This is a genomic window from Rhodococcus sp. Leaf247 (assembly GCF_001426185.1).
Lineage (GTDB): Bacteria > Actinomycetota > Actinomycetes > Mycobacteriales > Mycobacteriaceae > Rhodococcoides.
Window position 1 is genome coordinate 78330 of record NZ_LMRP01000002.1, and the last position, 18105, is coordinate 96434.

Consider the following 18105-nt stretch of genomic DNA (forward strand, 5'->3'; position numbering starts at 1 on the left):
GTCATGGCTTCGGACAAGGACACCCCGCGCGTCGAGCATCATCCCGAGCGACAGCGCTTCGAGATTCTGATCGGCGACGAGGTCGCCGGATTCGCCGAGTACCGCCAGAGCTCACCGACCGTCCGGGACTTCGACCACACGGTCACGGACCCGAAGTTCCGTGGTCGGGGGCTCGCCGCGATCCTGGTCGGACATGCCCTGGACGACACGCGTGCCGCCGGGTCGACGGTCGTCGCGTCGTGCTCGTACGTGCATCACTTCATCGAGACGCACGAGCAGTACGCGGACCTCGTCACCTAGTCCGCGCAAACGTGTCGGTGGGGCGGGTTAGCGTCGGCGACATGGACAGAGTGGACAGTGTGGACGCGACGACCGGCAATGCGTGGGCAGATTTCCGCGCGATGCTCGCCGATCATCTCGACGCGATGCCGGCGGATGACTCGTTGATCGTGTCGTGCCCGCCCACGGCAGCGGAGCCGGTGTCACCGTGCATCCAGTTCTACGGCTGGGACGACGACACCCTGCGGTGCGAGGTGCTGTCCGACGAGTTCCTGGCTCCCCGTCGCGCCTGGACCGAGGCCGGTCGTGATCTGTTGATCGGCGCCGGTTTCGTCGAGCCTGCGCGGGCGGGGACCGACAGTCCGGACGCGGCGGACGAGGACGTGCCGGTCAACTGGTTCCTCGACCGGTCGCGTCGGTATGCGGACCTGTTCGCGGACGTCGCGGTCCGCATTCTTCACGAGGTGTGGGGTGTGCCGCACCCCGCGTTCGTGCACGTCGGCGGGGATTCTGCGGGCCCGTTGCTCGCCCTGCCCGAGGTGCCGGCCCCTGCCCGCCCGTTCGACACCTTCCGCGCGGTCCGCACCGCGGACGCATCCGAGCGTCGGGTCCTGGTGGAGCAGACACTCCGCCACCTGTTGGGCTTCGTCCCCGAACCCGACGAGGACGGCGACTACCCGTTCCGGCTGGGCCCGGCCTGGCTCTACCTGTGCCTGTCCCCGGGAGCACCGTTCGTGCAGATCCTCGCCCCTCTGGCAGCGGGCGTGACGGATGCGGCGCGGGCTCACGTCGTCGTCAACGACGCCAACCGCCGGTGGCCGCACATCAAGGTGCTTCTGGACGAAGACCGTGTGCTGGCCACGATCGACGTCTCGGTCGTCCCGTTCGTTCCTCAGCAGGTCGTGGACATGTTGGCCGTCATGGAGAAATTCATGGTCGACGCGGCCGGTGATCTGGTGGCCGGTCTGGGCGCCCGGCCGTACCTGGACGCCTTCGGTGAGCCGACGGAACGCGACACCGCCGTCGTACCGGAGGGGTTGCGCGCCATCGTCGAATCGGTGTGGGAGTCGGGGCCGGACCTTTCCTGCGAGGCGGTACTCGAGATGTGCGGGCACGACAGGGCGATCGTCGTGCATTACCTCGACATCGCTCGTGGGCGGGAATCGGCGGCTCTGGAGCGGACTCTCGACGACGAGGATCCCCGTACCGCCGCTTCTGCCGGGCTCGACGCCCGGGTCTGGCGCACCGCGTCCGCCCTCCTCACCGCCGCTCATCGCCGGCTGGCTGCGGACCTCCACGACCCGTCTCGGTCGACGGGGTCGCAGTTGGACCTGTTCGGGACGGACATGGCCGGCGGCACCGGTGACAGTCTGTTCGACTGAGCGCACCCGATAGCCTTCGACTGTGGTGGTTCTCCCGCGTTACGGCGTCGACAGCCTGTCCGAACTCCTCCCGTCCGTGCTGGGAGCGCTCGGTGTCCCGAAGGCACGGGACACGATCGGCCTGGACCTCTCCGGCGCGCAGCGGGTGTGTGTCCTGCTCGTCGACGGACTCGGTGCGCATCAGCTGTCCGGGCACGCCGCGGCGGCGCCCGTTCTGTCGTCGCTCCCGGCACGGTCGATGACCGCGACGTTTCCGTCCACGACGTCGACCAGCCTGGCGTCGCTGGGCACCGGCCGCGCACCGGGCGAGCACGGACTGGTCGGATATCTGACGGCCGTCCCCGGTTTCGACCGCCCGATGAACCCGTTGCACTGGCGCTTGCACGGACAGGGGCCGAAGGTCGACCTGGTGTCCGCCTTGCCACCCGAGGACTTCCAGCCACACCCCACGGTCTTCGAACGCGCCGCGGAGGACGGGATCGCAGTCACGCGTGTCGCCCCGTCGTATCAGCGTGAATCCGGTCTGACGCGCGCAGTTCTGCGAGGTGGTGACTTCGCGTCCTCGGTATCGGCAGGCGACCTCGTCGCGCAGACCTCGCAGGCACTTCGCCGCGGCACCCGCTCGCTCGTGTACTCCTACTGGTCGGAACTCGATCTCACCGGTCACGTCCGCGGTCCGGATTCCGCAGCGTGGAGGTTCGAGCTGTCCCAGGTCGATTCGATCGTCGCCGGCATTCTCGGCGAGCTGCCTCCCGAGTCGGCTCTGATCGTGACCGCGGATCACGGCATGGTCCAGGTCGGATCCACGGTCGATGTGGACGCGTCGCCGACGCTGTCCGCGGACGTCCGGATGATCGCCGGTGAACCGCGGGCTCGCCACGTGTTCGCCACCCCCGGAGCCGCCGATGCCGTGCGCGACGCGTGGCGCGAGACCCTCGGGCCCGAGTACCTCGTCGTCGAGCGCGACGACGCCGTCGCCCGCGGATGGTTCGGGCCCACGGTCGGGCCGGACGTGTCGTCGTGCATCGGCGACGTCGTCGCCCTCGCGCTCGGCGACGGCGCCCTCGTGCGACGCGGCGCCGAGCCCAACCAGTCGACTCTGCTCGGTCATCACGGATCGTTGACCGACGTGGAGATGGCGATTCCGCTCCTCGTCGCACGGAGCTGACGTTCCGATCGCAGCGATTCCAACCCTGGTCGACGCCGGGACACCGTCCTAGCCTGGCGCGAGTGACTACCGACAAGAACGACTCGACCGACACGGCGTCTCACCTTGCGCTGCACTGGTTCCTTCCGACCTACGGCGACAGTCGCTCGATCGTCGGAGGTGGGCACGGAACCCGTGTCGGTACCGCGGGTGGTGACCGCCGCGCCAGCATCGGGTACCTGTCGTCCATCGGACGGGCCGCCGAGGAGTTCGGCTTCACCGGTGCTCTCACTCCCGCCGGCGCCTGGTGCGAAGACGCGTGGCTGACGACGGCCATGCTGGCACGGGAGACCGAGAAGCTCGCCTTCCTCATCGCGTTCCGGCCCGGTCTGATCAGTCCCACTCTCGCCGCGCAGATGTCCGCGACGTTCAGCAACCATGCACCGGGCCGACTGCTGCTCAACGTCGTCACCGGCGGAGAGGCCCACGAACAACGCCAGTACGGCGACCATCTTTCCAAGGACGAACGCTACGAGCGCACCGACGAGTTCCTCTCGATCGTGCGCGGCCTGTGGCGCGGGGAGTCGGTCACGCACGCGGGCAAACACATTCAGGTGGAGGACGCATCCCTGCCGTTCCTGCCCGATCCCACTCCCCCGCTGTACTTCGGCGGATCGTCACCCGCAGCAGGGCCGGTGGCGGCCGACCATTCCGACGTCTATCTCACCTGGGGTGAGCCGACGGCAGCCGTCGCGACGAAGATCGACTGGATCCGCGGCCTCGCCGCCGAGCGTGGACGGACCGTGAGGTTCGGCATCCGGTTGCACGTCATCACGCGGGACACATCCGAGGAGGCATGGCGCCAGGCAGGTGCTCTGGTCGAGGCACTGGGTGAGGACGCGGTGGCCACGGCCCAGTCCAATCTCGCGCGCAGTGAATCGGTGGGCCAACGGGCGATGCTCGCCCTGCACGAGGAGAGTCGTCGGTCCGGATCGTGGAAGGACCCGCGGGCACTCGAGATCGCACCGAACCTGTGGGCGGGTGTCGGCCTGGTCCGCGGCGGAGCCGGCACCGCGTTGGTCGGGAGCCACACCGAGGTCGCCGACCGCATCGCCGAGTACGCCGCCATCGGCATCGACGAGTTCGTCTTCTCCGGATACCCGCACCTCGAGGAGCTGTACTGGTTCGGCGAAGGAGTCATCCCGCAGCTTCGACGTCGCGGCCTCTTCACCGCCGGCCAGGCCGCCCGCGCGGCGGGACACACACCGTTCCTGCCTGCCTCGAGTCCCCGGTGACCGTTCCACCGCTTCTCGACGACGCAGCCGCACTCGCCGTGGCGACCGCACTGGGCGTCAAGATCGCGCCGTCCGCCGACGAGCGTGACAGGGATCGCCGCCTTCCCGGGCCGGAGCTCGACCTGCTGTCCGCGTCGGGGCTGCTGGGCATCACCGTTCCCCGCGAGTTCGGCGGCGCACCCGTGTCGATGCGGACGCTGGCGTCGGTGTTCATGGCGCTGGCCCGCGGTGATGCCAGCATCGCGCAGATCCCACAGAGTCACATGACCTTCCTCGAGGCGCTGAGACTGCAGGGATCGAAGGACCAGCAGCGGAGGTTCTTCGCGGAAGCTCTGGCGGGCAAACGATTCGCCAACGCGCAGAGCGAACGAGGGACACCGTCGATCGCGATCGACTGGACCACCTTCGAGCCTGCGCCGGACGGCACTCACGTGGCCAACGGTCGCAAGTTCTACTCGACGGGGGCCCTGTTCGCACAGTGGCTGGTCGTCCGCGGGGTCGTCGGCGATGCGGCCGACCCGCAGTCCCAGCACCGAAAGGTGTTGGCGTACATCCCCGCCGACACACCCGGAGTGCGTATCGACGACGACTGGGACGGACTCGGCCAACGCACGACATCGAGCGGAACCGTCACTCTGACCGATGTCGTCGTGCCGAACGGCGCCGTGGTTCCGTACTCGGCGATCTTCGACACCAGCACCACCTACGGCGCCAGGGCCCAGCTCCTGCACGCCGCCATCGATGCGGGAATCGCTCGCGCCGCTGTCGACACGGCGCGCGACGTCGTCGTTCTGGCGCGGCCCGCGGTCGATGCCGGTGTCGACTCAGCGGGTCGGGATCCGTTGCTGATCCAGCAGTTCGGCGACATCGAGATCGCGGTGCGCAGCGCCGAAGCCTTGGTGCGCGAGGCCGGAAGCGCCATCGACGACGCCGAACACACCCTCACCGCGGACACCGCGGCGGCAGCATCCGTCGCGACCGCCGCGGCGAAGGTGTCGTCCACCCGCGCCGCTCTCGACGCCACCGCGGCAGTGTTCGATGCAGGCGGGACACGCAGCGCCGCAGCGTCATCGAGACTGGATCGACTCTGGCGCGACGCTCGGACCCACACCTTGCACGATCCGGTGCGGTGGAAGACGCAGCACGTCGGCCGCTACGCGCTCACCGGCGCTCATCCACCTCGGCACGGCCTGGTCTGACCGGGGTCGCGAGGTACGGCCGTCCGAACTGGGTACGGACACCGTCGGAGTAGAGCATCGAATCGGGTGGCCGAGTCGCGAGCGCACCCAGACCGGCGGCGGCGATCAGATCGTCGTCGCACCGCACCAGGGACGCGTCGCGAAGAGGCCACCGTCGGTGGGTATTGGGAACGAAGACGGGTCGCCCGGCGACGGATGTGTGCATTCCCCAGCGGGCGGTCAGGAAGACGGACAGCGGATCGTCGGACATGTCGCGCGTTCCCGGAGCCACGACGAAGTCGGTGGTGGCGTTGCGATGCGGCGGCGCGAGACGTCGGCAGCGATACCCCACCGTGCGCTCGGGATCGTCGACGCCGCTGTCGAGGATGTCGATGTGCGACCACCGGTAGCGCACTCCGGCCGCGTTGGTGGCGAGGACGACGGCCGCGCGCGTGGCGTCCAGTGACCGGAAGACCACCCCTCGCCGACCGTCGCCGTCGCGGCTGTACAGGCGGACGTTGATCTCCCCGAACGTGCCGAGGTGCGGAACCGGCCGACCGTACCCGAGACCGGCACCGACCATTTCGAAACCGATCAGCCCCACGTAGGTGAATCCGTCATGGTTGTCCGGTGCGATGCCGCGCGGCAGCAACGGCGCCACGATGTGCGGCTCGACGCGCCAGTGCAGGAACACCAGCCGCTCCCACCGTTGATCCATGACCACCGGTCGCGGAAGGACAGGAGGTCGCGGCCAGAGGTCGACGCTCCGATCAGCCACCGAACAGATTCTTGGCCTTGAGGATCAGCTCGTACACGCCCCAGACGAACGGCACACCGACCCACAGCCACGACACCGCTACGACGGGTACACGTGCACCCTGCTTCGCTTCGCTCATACCTTCGCCTCTTTCGTGTCCGCCGACTCTCCGTCGGTCGCGGCCGATCCCGGGTCCTGTGCTGCCGGATCCGGCTCCGAGTACTTCGGATCGACAGGCTTGATCAGTTCGTTCGCGACGAATCCGATGGCAAGCAACACGATCATGACGACGAAGGCGGGGACGTACCGCCCGGTGCTGCCCTCGTCCCCCATGTCCGCGATCGCGTTGACGATCAGTGGCCCCAGCACACCGGCCACGGACCATGCCGTCAGCAGTCGCCCGTGGATCGCACCCACCTGGTAGGTGCCGAACAGGTCGCGCAGGTACGCAGGAGCCGTGGCGAAGCCGGCGCCGTAGAAGGACAGGATGACCATCGCGCTGACGAGGAAGAGCACCTTGTTCGTGTTCGTGAACAGGGAGATGTAAAGGTAGAGAAGTGCACCGACGCCGAGGTACAGGCGGTAGATGTTCTTCCGTCCGACGAGGTCCGAGACCGACGACCACACGAAACGACCGAGCATGTTGGTGAGCGAGAGGAACGCCACGAAACCTGCCGCGGCGGTCACCACGGACTCCGGTGAGGTGGGGTCGGGGAAGAAGTCGGTGTAGATGCCGGCAGCCCGCTCGAGGATGCCGATGCCGGCGGTGACGTTGAAGCACAGCACCACCCACAGCAACCAGAACTGCGGGGTCTTGACCGCGCTGGCCGCGGACACGCGGGCCGTGTGCTCACCTGCCGGAGTCTGCGGGGGTGTCCAGCCCGCCGGTGTCCAGTCGTCGGCCGGGACGCGGATCAGCACGACGCCGAGCGCCATGAAGACGGCATAGCCGAGACCGAGGGTGAGGAACGTCGTGGCGATCGAGGAGTCGGTGTTACCGCCGTAGGCGGACAGGAGCTTGGTGGTCAGCGGTGACGCAACGAGTGCTCCACCACCGAATCCCATGATGGCGATACCCGTCGCCATGCCCGGGCGGTCCGGGAACCACTTGATCAGCGTGGACACCGGGGAGATGTAGCCGATGCCGAGACCGATGCCGCCGACCAGTCCGTAGCCGACGATGACGAGCCAGAACCAGCCGAGACTCATGCCGAGCGCGGAGATGAGCAACCCGGAGCTGAAGAAGATCAGCGACATCGTCATGGCCCATCGCGGGCCGTGTTCCTCCACCTTCGTGCCGAGCACGGCGGCAGAGAGGCCCAGCATCACGATGGCCAACTGGAACGGGAGGGCGGTGACGGTCCCGCTCAGCCCCATCGCGGTGTCGGAGGAGATCGCGGCCTTGAACACGCTCCACGCGTAGGCCTGGCCTATCGCCAGGTGGATCGCGAGCGCCGCCGGCGGGACGAGCCAGCGGCTCCATCCCGGTGGCGCGACGATGCGGGCACGTTCGAGTACTGCTGGCATGGAGTAGTCCTTCCGGCACGGATCACGCGCTCGGGCGACGACCGCGTACTACGAGGAATGGACCGATGGGACTCGATCCAAACAAGCGCGGCGCCGGGTACGGACTCAGAGTGTGTCGCGGGAGATCTGATCGGAGACCGAATGGGTGTTGTCGGCCGAGATCTCGCGGGTACCGGACCGCGAGATCAGGTCGTCTATCCGGTGGTCCAGACCCACTGCCCTCTGCATCGCGTCCAAACTCCGGTGCTCGACTTCCGCGACCGAGATTTCGTCGACCACGCGCGACAGCGCCGCGACCCGCTCGATGACCTGGTCCCAGACCGGGATCAGATCGGCGCGGCGGGTGAGCACTTCCCGACGTCCCTCGTCGTCCACGGTGTCACCCTGCGCGTCGAACGCCTCGGTCAACTCGGCATCGAGCTGGGCGAGCGCGACCACGTCCACCGCGATCTGTACCAGCTCCAGGCCCGGGTCCAACTGCGCGCGGGCCACCGCGAAGAGGTCCGACCGCCAGATGCGGGACGAGATGATGCGGTCGTGGTAGCGACCTGCCAGGAACAGGATCGTGTCGTAGCGGTCGGCGAACCGGTCGGCGTCCGCCCCGGCGAGAGTGCGCACGACCTCCGCGCCGCGAGCGTTCACCGCATCGAGTCGTTCCGCTGCGACGCCGCCCAGGATCTCTCGGGCCCGCGCCAGTGGTCCGGGGCCCACTCCGAGCGGTGTCGGCGTGTCCGTCAGTGCCTCGAAGAGTGCGGTCCTCTGATCGACGTCGAGATGAATGCCCTCACGACGCTCGCGTCGGATGGCTCTGACTCCCGACGCGTACTGCGCCGAGTTCATGACGAAGCGGGTGCGCAGCGACCCCAGTCGCCGTTCGAGCAGGACACGCCGCTGCAGCAGGGCGAGCTTCGTCGGCCCGGTGCGCAGGCCACTCAGCCTGTCGTCGATCCATCGGAGTTCCTCGGCGATCAGGCGCAGCACGCCGAAACCGCCGAGCGCGGGGAATGTCCGACCCGCGCGCAGGCGCGCGAGCGCGGTCTCACGAGTGGTCTCGTCCAGACGGCCGATGGCGATGAGTACCGCAGCCCTGTCCGACAGCGGCTCGGGTCGGTCGGTGGACCGCTCCACCCGTGTCGACTCCGTGATGGTCCGCACCGTGTCCGCTCGGCGTGCACGCTCGTCCGTGGGGTCGCTCGTCATGTCCGACACCTCCTTGCCCTCCACTGTCCCAGACACAGGAGGGAAAGCGAGTACGTCCGGCCCCTAGAATCGAGGAGTGACGAACATCGAACGACTACGCCACCTCGCCGGACTGCACGGCGTCGCCACGTCGTACGAGGGCTGGGACAAAGCCCGTCGTGACGTGCACGAATCCACGCTGCGGTCCGTGCTCGGCGCTCTCGACGTCAGCACCGACAGCGACGACGACATCGAACTGGCGATCTCCGCGCATGCTGATGCTCCGTGGCGCCGCACCCTGCCGCCCGTCGTGGTGGTGACGTCGGACGTCACGAGCGCGGACGAGTCGTCGCGCGTCCGAGTCCACGTACCGCACGGAACGGCCGTCACCGTGACCGTGGAGGTCGAGGACGGAACCACGCGCGACGCCGAGCAGATGGATGTGTGGGTCGATCCTCGGGAGGTCGACGGTGCGCTGGTCGGGAGAGCGACGTTCGCGGTCCCCGAGGGGCTTCCCCTCGGATGGCACACCCTGCGCGCTCGCGGCGACGAAGGCCTCGACGAGTCGTGCACCCTGGTCGTGACGCCGGCCCGTCTGTCCACCACCCGGGCCCTGTCCGACCGTCAGCGGTGGGGCGTACTGGCGCAGCTGTACTCCATCAGGTCGGCGCAGTCGTGGGGAATCGGCGACTTCGCCGACCTCGCCGACATGGCGTCGATCCTCGGCGCGGATCACGGCGCCGACTACGTGTTGGTCAATCCCCTCCACGCAGCCGCGCCGCGGCCCCCGATCGAAGCATCGCCGTACCTGCCGACGACGCGACGGTTCTTCAATCCGCTGTACATCAGGATCGAGAACATCCGCGAGACAGCGATGCTCCCGCGTGACAAGTACGCACGGATCCGCGACACCGCGCGTCGACTGCATCGCGCGAACTCCCGCACCGACGACCTGGACCGTGACAAGTCGTTCCGCGCGAAACTGCGCGCGCTCGAAGCGATCTTCCTCGTTCCGCGGAGCGCCTCGCGCCAGGCTGCCTTCGACGAGTTCCGGGAAGCCGAAGGGATCGGCCTGCGGAACTTCGCCACCTGGTGCGCACTGACCGAGAAGCTGTCGCCCGGTGACCCTCGCTGGCAGGACAAGGCGGTCGGCCCCGGAACGCCGTGGGTGCGGCGTCAGCAGGAGAAGCTGGCGCACCGCATCGAGTTCTTCTCCTGGCTGCAGTGGATCTGCGACGAGCAACTGGCCGAGGCGCAGGCCACCGCGCACCGAGCCGGCATGGAGATCGGCGTCGTCCACGATCTGGCTGTGGGAGTTCAGCTTTCGGGTGCGGACGCCTGGTCGCTGGGTTCGGCGCTGGCCGACGGGGTCACGGTGGGCGCGCCACCGGACGACTTCAATCAGCAGGGCCAGCAGTGGAATCAGCCTCCGTGGCGCCCGGATCGCTTGGCGGAGTTGGGGTATGCGCCCTACCGGGACATGCTCCGCACCGTGCTCAAGCACGCAGGCGGACTGCGGGTCGACCACATTCTGGGTCTGTTCCGCCTCTGGTGGATCCCCACCGACGCCGACAGCCCCGCCGACGGCACATACGTCACCTACGACCACGAGGCGCTGATCGGCATTCTCGCTCTCGAGGCGGAACTGGCCGGGGCAGTGGTGATCGGCGAAGACCTCGGAGTCTTCGAGCCCGTCGTCCAGGACTACCTCGCCGAGCGCGGCGTCCTCGGGACGTCCATCCTGTGGTTCGAACGGGACGAGGACGGTCCCATCGCCCCCGAGAAGTATCGCGAGTTGTGCCTGAGTTCGGTGACGACTCACGACCTCCCGCCCACGGCCGGCTACCTGGCGGGCGAGCACATCGATCTGCGCTCGCGACTCGGATTGCTCGAGCGGGATGTGGAGGACGAGCGCGAGCAGGACGAGGCTCAGCGCGAGGAGGTGCTGGATCTTGCGCGTGAACGCGGACTGTTGGCGGACGACGCCGACACGGGCGAAACGGTGTCTGCGCTGTACCGGCTGATCCAACGCAGCCCGTCGCTGCTCATCGGAGTCGCGCTGGTCGACATGGTGGGCGAGCACCGGATCCAGAACCAGCCGGGGACCGACGAGACCCAGTACGAGAACTGGCGGATCCCCCTCGCGGACGGCGCGGGACGCGCCGTCCGCGTGGAGGATCTGCGACGCGCAGACCCTCTCGTGGAGTAGAGAGTCAGATCGTGCCGAGCAACGACGCCGACTCGCGGGCGTCGTTGCTTGCCAACAACTCCCGAGCTGTGTCGAGCCCCTCCCACACGTTCCACATCAGCACTCCGCGCACGATCTTGTCGTCGTCGAGGTAGTAGACGACGCCTTCCTTGCCGGGCGTCTTCCAGTCCTCGACCATCGTGAGGTCGGCGCTCATGGTTCCCACGGCCTGGTAGCCGTTGTCGAACACGTCCGAGTAGAAGTACGGCGTGTAGGTGTACGGCTCGGTCGATCCCGCCATGATCTTGCCGACGGTCTGTCCCATGCTGTTCGCGTTGTCCACGTGCTCGATACGGCGGCGCCCGAGGATCGCGTCCGGGTAGCTGGCCACGTCGCCGGCGGCGTAGATGTCCGGGTCCGCGGTCCGCAGGAACTCGTCGACGACGATGCCGTTGTCGACGGACAGGCCTGCATCCTCGGCCAACGTCGTGTTCGGGGCGACACCGAGGCCGAAGACCACCGCATCGGCGTCGATCGTGGAGCCGTCGCTCAGAGTCAGGGAGACCGAGTCACCCTGTCGGCGCCCCGAGTCCACCTTCACGCCGGTCTTGACGGTGACACCGTGATCCTCGAAATCCTTCTGGAAGGCCTGCGCGAGATCCGCGGGGAACATGTGTCCCCCGACGACGTCGTCGCTGCTGACGAAGGTCACGGTCGCGTCGTTCTGGACCAGCGCTGCCGCCAGTTCGGTACCGATGTATCCGCCGCCGACCACGACGACATGGGTGCCGGACGTCGCCAGTGCGCGCAGTCGCCGGTAGTCCTCGAAGGTGCGGAAGTAGATCACGCGGTCCGACGGCTCGAGATCGAGCTGCCGAGGCGATGCCCCCGTGGCGAGCAGGAGCGTCGCATAGCGGTAGGTATCCCCCGAGTCGGTGGTCACCGTGTGGGCGTCGCGGTCGATCGCCGTGACCGTCGTCGACAGAATCAGCGTCGCACCGGTGTCGGCGGTTCCCAGCGGCACCTCGTCCCGGCCGAAGTCGGAGTCGGTCCACAACTTCTTGCTCAACGCCGGCCGTGTGTACGGACCGTCCGCGTCGGAACCGATGATGGCGATGCTGCCGTTCGAGTCGAGTTCCCTGATGCCTCTGGCCGCGTTGTCCGCCACCATTCCGCCGCCGACGATGACGTAGTCGTAACTGCTCTCGGACACGTGGTACCCCTCTTCTGTTCTGGCTTCGGTGCGCACGAGGCCGAGATGGGCCGTGCGTCGCCTGAACTGCGGATAGCCGAACGCTCTCTCGGGGAAACGTGCCGTGGTGGGGGCCACGTCCGGTGTCGGTACCCCGTGCTGTGATGAGTTTCCGCGCTGGGCCGAGTCCTCACCTCGAACGCTCACCGCGTCGTTCGTCCGGAAGGGATCTCACATGGCTGCACGTGGACCGGGAGGCCCCGCCATCACGGCGGTTGGTCTGACGAAGCGCTACGGGAATGTCGACGCGCTCGACGGCCTCGACCTCGAAGTACCGGAGGGCACCGTGATGGCCCTGCTGGGCCCCAACGGTGCCGGCAAGACCACCACCATCCGCGTGCTGACCACGTTGCTCCGGGCGGATTCGGGCACCGCACACGTCGCGGGGCTCGACGTCGTCGCCGATGCCGCGGAGCTCCGCTCACGCATCGGGGTGTCCGGGCAGTACTCGGCGGTGGACGAGTACCTGACGGGCTTCGAGAACCTCGACATGGTGGGCCGGCTGTACCACCTGGGCAAGAAGCGCAGTCGTGACCGCGCCCGCGAACTGCTCGAACGCTTCGATCTGGTCGACGCGGCGGACCGGCCGGTCAAGGGATATTCGGGCGGTATGCGACGCAGGCTCGACCTGGCGGGTGCGCTGGTCGCCGACCCGCCCGTTCTGTTCCTGGACGAGCCCACGACGGGGCTCGATCCACGTGCGCGGCTCGAACTCTGGTCGGTCATCGAGGAACTGGTCGAGGGCGGGACCACGTTGCTGCTCACCACCCAGTACCTGGAAGAAGCCGATCAGCTGGCCGATCAGATCGCCGTCATCGACCGCGGGCGCGTGATCGAACGCGGCACCGCCGACGAACTGAAGTCCCGAGTCGGAGGCTCGCGGCTCGACTTCGTCCTGGCCGACGAGGCAGACCTCTCGACCGCCGCGTCGGTGATGGAGCGGTTCGCCCCCGGCCAGGTCACACAGGACGCCGCGTCCCGGCACCTGACCGTCGGCGCCGAGGACGGCACGACGACGTTCGTCGACGCTCTGGTGCTTCTCCGTGAGAACGGGGTCACTCCCGTGGACGCGTCGCTGGGCAAGCCCAGCCTGGACGACGTGTTCCTTTCTCTCACCGGACACGACTCGAGCCGACCCGACACCACCAGCCCCGCGACGACGAAGGAGTCGAGATGACCAGCTCCGCAGCAGTGGCACTCAGCGACGGAGCCACCATCGCGAGGCGAAACCTGATCAAGATCAAGCGGGTACCGGACCTCATCGTGTTCACGCTGCTGTCGCCGATCATGTTCGTCCTGGTCTTCGCCTACATCTTCGGATCGGCCATCGAGATTCCCGGCATGTCGTACCGCGAGTTCCTCATCGCCGGCATTTTCGCGCAGACGGTGATCTTCGGGTCCACGTGGACGGGACTCGGGCTCGCCGAGGACATGCAGAAGGGCATCATCGACCGGTTCCGCTCGTTGCCGATGGCACCGTCCGCAGTCCTGGTAGGGCGGACCAGCAGCGACATCATCATCAACGTCATCAGCCTGGTGGTGATGTCTCTGACGGGCCTTCTCGTCGGATGGCGTATCCGGTCGTCGTTCTGGGAGGCAGTCGGCGGTTTCGCCTTGCTCCTGCTCTTCGCCTACGCGCTGTCGTGGGTGATGGCGGTGATCGGTTTGTGGATCCGGACACCGGAGGTATTCAACAACGCCAGCTTCATCGTCATCTTCCCGCTGACCTTCATCGCGAACACGTTCGTGCAGAGTCAGGACCTGCCGGGCATTCTGCAACCGATCGCGGAATGGAATCCTGTCTCTGCCATCACCCAGGCCAGCCGCGTGCTGTTCGGGAACACGAATCCGACCATGCCGCCTCCCGATGCGTGGCCGCTCCAGCATCCGGTTCTGGCCACTCTGGGCTGGTCGATCCTGATTCTGGTCATCTTCGTGCCCTTCGCGATCAACCGGTACAAGAATGCTGTCAGCCGCTGATCCAGCATCGGCTACTGCAATCACGGCCCGATAACCGCGCAGTCGTGTAATACCTTTGATTCGTGACGGCTACATCTTCTTCCAGTGTCGTGGCCGCGGAATCGTCCGCGGCCGCGTCTCGTCGTCGCCCGTCCGTCCGCACCGCGGCAGCCCGCGTACGCCGCGCAGACGTCGCGATCCCGGCCGTCGCCTTCCTGCTACTCGCCCCGCTGTACTCCGCGTTGTCCGTCGTCGGCCAGCATCAACTCCGCACGTCGGGCTTCGACCTGGGGATCTTCGTCCAACAGATCGCGTCGTACTCTCGGCTCGAGGCGCCGACGTCGGACCTCCTCGGCACGGGCTACAACACGCTCGGCGACCACTTCTCACCGATCACCGTGCTGTTGGCACCGTTCTACCGCCTCGTCCCCAGCCCCGAGACGCTGCTCGTGGCCCAGGGAATTCTCTTCGCGCTCGGCGTCGTGCCTCTCACTCGCTGGGCTCTGCGCAGCCTCGGGAGAACCGCCGCCGTCGTCGTCGCGCTGGGGTACGGGTTGTCCTGGGGACTGCAGTCGGCCCTCAATTTCGATTTCCACGAGATCGCGTTCGGCGTGCCACTCATGGCTTTCGCGATGGCCGCCCTGGGCGAAGGTCGATGGCGCACGGCGCTGGCGTGGACGCTGCCCCTCGTCTTCGTCAAGGAGGACATGGGCCTGACCGTCATCGTCATCGGCGCACTCGTGGCGTGGTGGACGACCGGTCGAACCCGCGTCCTAGGGCTTGCAACGGCGGCGTGGGGTGCAGCGTGGACCGTTCTGGCCGTCGGAGTCATCATTCCGATGCTGAGCGCGGACGACGAGTACGGCCAGGGTTCCAAACTCCCACCTCTCGGCGAAGGCATCGCCGATACGACGCACGGCCTGGTCAGCGGTGATTCCCGCGCTGCCACGGTGTTGCTGCTCCTCGCGATCACCGGGTTCGCTGCGCTGCGATCACCGCTCACACTCGTCGCCGTTCCGACGGTCGCGTGGCGGTTCCTCAGCGACAACACCAACTTCTGGAAGCCGATCTTCCACTACAACGCCCTCTTGATGCCCATCCTCTTCGCCGCACTGATCGACGCGCTGGTGCGAGGCCGGCGGGACATGCATCTGTCGAAGCGAGCCGAGCGCGTCGTGTTGGCGACCGTCGCCCTGGTCGCCGTGGTCGCGCTACCGTTCCAACCACTCGCGAGACTCGCCAACTCCGACGGCTGGCGGGTCGACCCCCAGGTCGTCACCATGCAGTCGATCTCGGAGCAGATTCCGCCCGGCGACCGTGTGGCGGCCTCGAACAACCTGGTCCCTCAGCTGGTGTCGGATCACCCCGTCACCGTGTTCCCCCAGCGAGCCACCGACTCCACGGTGCCCGACTGGATCGTCGTCAACATGGGTCGACCCCCCGGCTGGCCGAAGGATCGCGCCGGGGACAACACGGCCATCAGTGCCGCGCTCGCCGACGGCTACCGCGTGGTGTCGGACGTGAACGGCATCCTGCTCCTGCGTCGATGACGCGCTAGCGACCCGGCACAGGGTTCGTCCAGCCGGGATTCGTCCGGTCGGAATTCGGCGAGCTGCTGCGGTCGGACGACGGGTGCACCGACTGCGCGCTGGTGTCCGCCGTCGACGGGGGCGGCGACGGGTTGCTCATCGTTGCCGCGCGACCCGCGTCCTGCGGCACGGTGTCCGTGTCGTCGTCACCGGGCGGCGGTGACGGAGGATCTACGGGATCACGGTCGGGGTCCGGCCCGGAATGGGGCGTCGGCCCGCCGGAATGCACCTGAGGCGTGGGCGGAAGTGGGGCCGGGCCCGGTCCGGGAGCCGGCTCGGGCCGGTCCGGCTCGCGACGGCGCTCGGGTGCCACCGCTGCCGGCAGCGTCTCCGGCGCGGGCTCGGGCACCACGACGGGTTCGTCCTCTGCGGGGACCACCGGCGCGGGAGCGGCCGGGGCGGCATCGGTCGGCGGGGCAGCCGTCGGCGGGGCAGCGGTCGGCGGTGCAGCGTCGAGGGGCGGCGCGGGGGCTACTGCCGCCGGGGGCGGGGTGATGCCGGGGATCTCGAACGGCAGCGGCGGCAACTGCCAGACGAAGGGGGCGGGCGCCGTGCCGTTCTGAACTGCGGCAGCCTGCTCCTCCCGTCGCTCCTGACGGGCGTCGGCGTCCCTCTTCTCCTGCGCCTCGGCCTCCGCGGCGGCCTCGTCCGCTGCCTTCTGCTCCTTCTCGCGCGCTGCGTCCTCCGCGGCAAGTTCCTTCGCCGACAGATCCTCCCGGCGACGCTTTTCCGCCAACTTCTCCGCCGACGTCATCGACGCATCGGGCGAGGTCGAGGTCGGCGCGGCAGACGCCGTGGGCGCGAGCGTGACCGACGCGCACGTCAGCAGGCCCCACGTCCCGACCACCATCGCGCCCGCCATCAGTCCTGGCACGACACCCGGTCGACGTGTGGTGGGAAGGCGGTGCGTCATGACTGTGGTCTCTTTCGACGAGAGGCTCGGATGAATGGTGAACGGGCAGTCACGAGGGAGGACACACGCCCGTGCAGTCGATCTTGCGCACGATCTCGAACCCGTCGACACCGTCCCTGACGGTGAACTGCTGGTCGTACCGGAAGTCGCGCCCGTCGGGAAGCGTCAGGGTCAGCACGGCATCGAACACCGAGGCATTCGCCGTCGCCGTGATGTCGATGCGGTGACGAATCGCCGGGTCGACGGCGTCGATGGAGCGCTGCAGGTCGGCGACGGCCGACGCGTCCCCACCGGTCTCGGACAGATCCCACAACGCCGCGGCGGCCGTGGCATCTCGGTCGCGGTAGTACAGATCGTCGTAATGGGTGATCACCGCGGGTCCGCTGGCCCGTGTCGGGTCCACTGCCGGAGCGGCAGGTGTCGACACCGACTGCGATGTGGTGGCGGCAACCGGGTCGGCCTGCCGCAGCATCACCGTCGCAGCGAGACCTCCGACCACGGTCAGTGCTACCAGCGCTGCGAGAACGGGAAGTCGGCCCGACCGTCGCCGGCGGACGGTGTCGGACGAGCGTGCCCGCAACGTCGCCGTGGTGACGTCGAACGACGACGACGGTGCCGCGACATTCGACAGGGTGTCACCGGACCGGTCGATATCGTGATCCTCGCGCCGAACGGGTCCCCGCGGACGGGTGACGACAGCGGCGACGTGCGACCACGCGCGGCGGACGTCGGCATCGGTCTCGCGGCGATCCGGCGAGGCAACCGGAGGCACGTCGAGCACGGTCCGGACTCCGGCTTCTCCGAGTGTCCGGCGGATGTCGGTGGATCCGGGACTCGACATCGACTGTGTCGCATCATATTTGACGACGACAACGCGCTCGGTCCAGTGAGCGTGTCCGGATTCCCTCAGCTCGTCGAGGACGGTGACCACTCTCTCGGCGGCATCCTCGGCGTGGGGCATCGGGAAGACGACGACGTCGGCCCCGTCGAGGAGGCGCAGGAACGACGGCTGGCCATGGCGGGCGTGAACGACGACGGTCTGACGATGGTGCGTCAGCACGGTGAGGACATCTTCGATCTCGAGGTCGCCCAGCGGGGGTGCGTCGGCGGACAGGACCTCGTGCCCGCGCGCGCCGTGGTCGAGATAGAGGGACAGCGCGCGGGGGTCGCATTCGGGCGACAGGAGATCGTCGGCGTCCGCGGCGATGCGGCGAGCGGGTGAGTCTGACTGCTGCTCACCGGCGAGATCCCACGCGACGACACCACCGGGGCGATGCTCACCGACAGCGGCGGCCAACTCGCGAAGCGTGTCGACGCTCCAGTTTCTGTGCAGACCCAATTCGGCGACCACGATGCGATGCCGAACCGGGAGAGCGCCCGCGAGGATCCTCGAGTCGTTCCGATCGATGCCCGAATCGGCAGAACCGGACGGACTGGCCAGCGAGGCGAATCTGCGCATG

The 18105-nt window shown here is 68.1% G+C and carries 16 protein-coding genes; 9 read left to right on the top strand and 7 right to left on the bottom strand.

Features of this window, described 5'->3' with window-relative positions; all coding sequences use genetic code 11:
• The first annotated feature begins 3 nt into the window (after positions 1-3).
• The 5 genes from ASG64_RS09855 to ASG64_RS09875 all read left to right on the top strand — a co-directional run bounded on the left by ASG64_RS09855 (position 4) and on the right by ASG64_RS09875 (position 5302).
• Positions 4-300 (top strand): GNAT family N-acetyltransferase, encoded by a 297-nt coding sequence (locus ASG64_RS09855; protein WP_042575551.1) that lies wholly within the window; start codon positions 4-6, stop codon positions 298-300.
• 41 nt (positions 301-341) lie between these two features.
• Complete coding sequence (locus tag ASG64_RS09860; protein ID WP_056073146.1) at positions 342-1661, top strand: T3SS (YopN, CesT) and YbjN peptide-binding chaperone 1; 1320 nt, start codon at positions 342-344, stop codon at positions 1659-1661.
• A gap of 22 nt (positions 1662-1683) precedes the next feature.
• Complete coding sequence (locus ASG64_RS09865; protein ID WP_056073149.1) at positions 1684-2829, top strand: alkaline phosphatase family protein; 1146 nt, start codon at positions 1684-1686, stop codon at positions 2827-2829.
• Positions 2830-2891: 62 nt separating this feature from the next.
• Positions 2892-4103, top strand: coding sequence for an LLM class flavin-dependent oxidoreductase (locus tag ASG64_RS09870; protein WP_056073151.1), 1212 nt, complete (start codon positions 2892-2894; stop codon positions 4101-4103).
• Positions 4100-5302 carry an SfnB family sulfur acquisition oxidoreductase gene (locus tag ASG64_RS09875; RefSeq protein ID WP_056073154.1) on the top strand — a complete coding sequence of 401 codons (1203 nt, stop codon included), beginning with the start codon at positions 4100-4102 and terminating at the stop codon, positions 5300-5302. Before ASG64_RS09870 ends, ASG64_RS09875 begins: the two co-directional genes overlap by 4 nt.
• On the opposite strand, the gene ASG64_RS09880 is transcribed toward ASG64_RS09875, so the two are convergent.
• The 4 genes from ASG64_RS09880 to ASG64_RS09890 form a co-directional block, all read right to left on the bottom strand.
• Positions 5265-6059 (bottom strand): YqjF family protein, encoded by a 795-nt coding sequence (locus ASG64_RS09880; protein WP_235579558.1) that lies wholly within the window; start codon positions 6057-6059, stop codon positions 5265-5267. The two genes, ASG64_RS09875 and ASG64_RS09880, sit on opposite strands and share 38 nt — an antisense overlap.
• On the bottom strand, positions 6052-6177 hold the full coding sequence (locus ASG64_RS22205) for an MFS transporter small subunit (RefSeq protein ID WP_268793326.1): 126 nt from the start codon (positions 6175-6177) through the stop codon (positions 6052-6054). The genes ASG64_RS09880 and ASG64_RS22205 overlap by 8 nt, the downstream gene beginning before the upstream one ends.
• Complete coding sequence (locus ASG64_RS09885) at positions 6174-7565, bottom strand: OFA family MFS transporter (RefSeq protein ID WP_056073157.1); 1392 nt, start codon at positions 7563-7565, stop codon at positions 6174-6176. The genes ASG64_RS22205 and ASG64_RS09885 overlap by 4 nt, the downstream gene beginning before the upstream one ends.
• A gap of 105 nt (positions 7566-7670) precedes the next feature.
• Complete coding sequence (locus ASG64_RS09890) at positions 7671-8765, bottom strand: hypothetical protein (protein ID WP_156388340.1); 1095 nt, start codon at positions 8763-8765, stop codon at positions 7671-7673.
• Between the two features lie 76 nt (positions 8766-8841).
• Here ASG64_RS09890 and malQ point away from each other — a divergent pair, with 76 nt between their 5' ends.
• Complete coding sequence (gene malQ, locus ASG64_RS09895) at positions 8842-10953, top strand: 4-alpha-glucanotransferase (protein ID WP_056073164.1); 2112 nt, start codon at positions 8842-8844, stop codon at positions 10951-10953.
• Positions 10954-10957: 4 nt separating this feature from the next.
• Here the strand turns inward: malQ and ASG64_RS09900 are convergent, their stop codons facing one another.
• Positions 10958-12262 (bottom strand): NAD(P)/FAD-dependent oxidoreductase, encoded by a 1305-nt coding sequence (locus ASG64_RS09900; RefSeq protein WP_235579559.1) that lies wholly within the window; start codon positions 12260-12262, stop codon positions 10958-10960.
• A 97-nt stretch (positions 12263-12359) separates the two neighbouring features.
• On the opposite strand from ASG64_RS09900, the gene ASG64_RS09905 reads away from it, so the two are divergent.
• The 3 genes from ASG64_RS09905 (at position 12360) to ASG64_RS09915 (ending at position 15693) form a co-directional block, all read left to right on the top strand.
• A complete protein-coding gene (locus ASG64_RS09905) occupies positions 12360-13361 on the top strand; it encodes an ATP-binding cassette domain-containing protein (protein WP_056073167.1) in 1002 nt (333 codons plus the stop codon).
• Positions 13358-14164 carry an ABC transporter permease gene (locus ASG64_RS09910; RefSeq protein ID WP_056073170.1) on the top strand — a complete coding sequence of 269 codons (807 nt, stop codon included), beginning with the start codon at positions 13358-13360 and terminating at the stop codon, positions 14162-14164. The genes ASG64_RS09905 and ASG64_RS09910 overlap by 4 nt, the downstream gene beginning before the upstream one ends.
• A 62-nt stretch (positions 14165-14226) precedes the next feature.
• A complete protein-coding gene (locus ASG64_RS09915) occupies positions 14227-15693 on the top strand; it encodes a DUF2079 domain-containing protein (RefSeq protein WP_082518374.1) in 1467 nt (488 codons plus the stop codon).
• A 4-nt stretch (positions 15694-15697) separates the two neighbouring features.
• On the opposite strand, the gene ASG64_RS09920 is transcribed toward ASG64_RS09915, so the two are convergent.
• Both ASG64_RS09920 and ASG64_RS09925 read right to left on the bottom strand, forming a co-directional pair.
• Positions 15698-16645: a hypothetical protein gene (locus ASG64_RS09920; protein WP_056073173.1), complete on the bottom strand. Its 948-nt coding sequence runs from the start codon at positions 16643-16645 to the stop codon at positions 15698-15700.
• A gap of 49 nt (positions 16646-16694) precedes the next feature.
• On the bottom strand, positions 16695-18104 hold the full coding sequence (locus tag ASG64_RS09925) for a hypothetical protein (protein WP_156388341.1): 1410 nt from the start codon (positions 18102-18104) through the stop codon (positions 16695-16697).
• Position 18105: the final 1 nt, after the last annotated feature.

Bases quoted from the DNA above. Each gene is read 5' to 3' on its own strand.
- ASG64_RS09855 (WP_042575551.1), top strand. From the start codon at position 4: ATGGCTTCGGACAAGGACACCCCGCGCGTCGAGCATCATCCCGAGCGA.
- ASG64_RS09860 (WP_056073146.1), top strand. From the start codon at position 342: ATGGACAGAGTGGACAGTGTGGACGCGACGACCGGCAATGCGTGGGCA.
- ASG64_RS22205 (WP_268793326.1), bottom strand. From the start codon at position 6,177: ATGAGCGAAGCGAAGCAGGGTGCACGTGTACCCGTCGTAGCGGTGTCG.
- ASG64_RS09885 (WP_056073157.1), bottom strand. From the start codon at position 7,565: ATGCCAGCAGTACTCGAACGTGCCCGCATCGTCGCGCCACCGGGATGG.
- ASG64_RS09890 (WP_156388340.1), bottom strand. From the start codon at position 8,765: ATGACGAGCGACCCCACGGACGAGCGTGCACGCCGAGCGGACACGGTG.
- ASG64_RS09905 (WP_056073167.1), top strand. From the start codon at position 12,360: ATGGCTGCACGTGGACCGGGAGGCCCCGCCATCACGGCGGTTGGTCTG.
- ASG64_RS09910 (WP_056073170.1), top strand. From the start codon at position 13,358: ATGACCAGCTCCGCAGCAGTGGCACTCAGCGACGGAGCCACCATCGCG.
- ASG64_RS09920 (WP_056073173.1), bottom strand. From the start codon at position 16,645: ATGACGCACCGCCTTCCCACCACACGTCGACCGGGTGTCGTGCCAGGA.
- ASG64_RS09925 (WP_156388341.1), bottom strand. From the start codon at position 18,104: ATGCGCAGATTCGCCTCGCTGGCCAGTCCGTCCGGTTCTGCCGATTCG.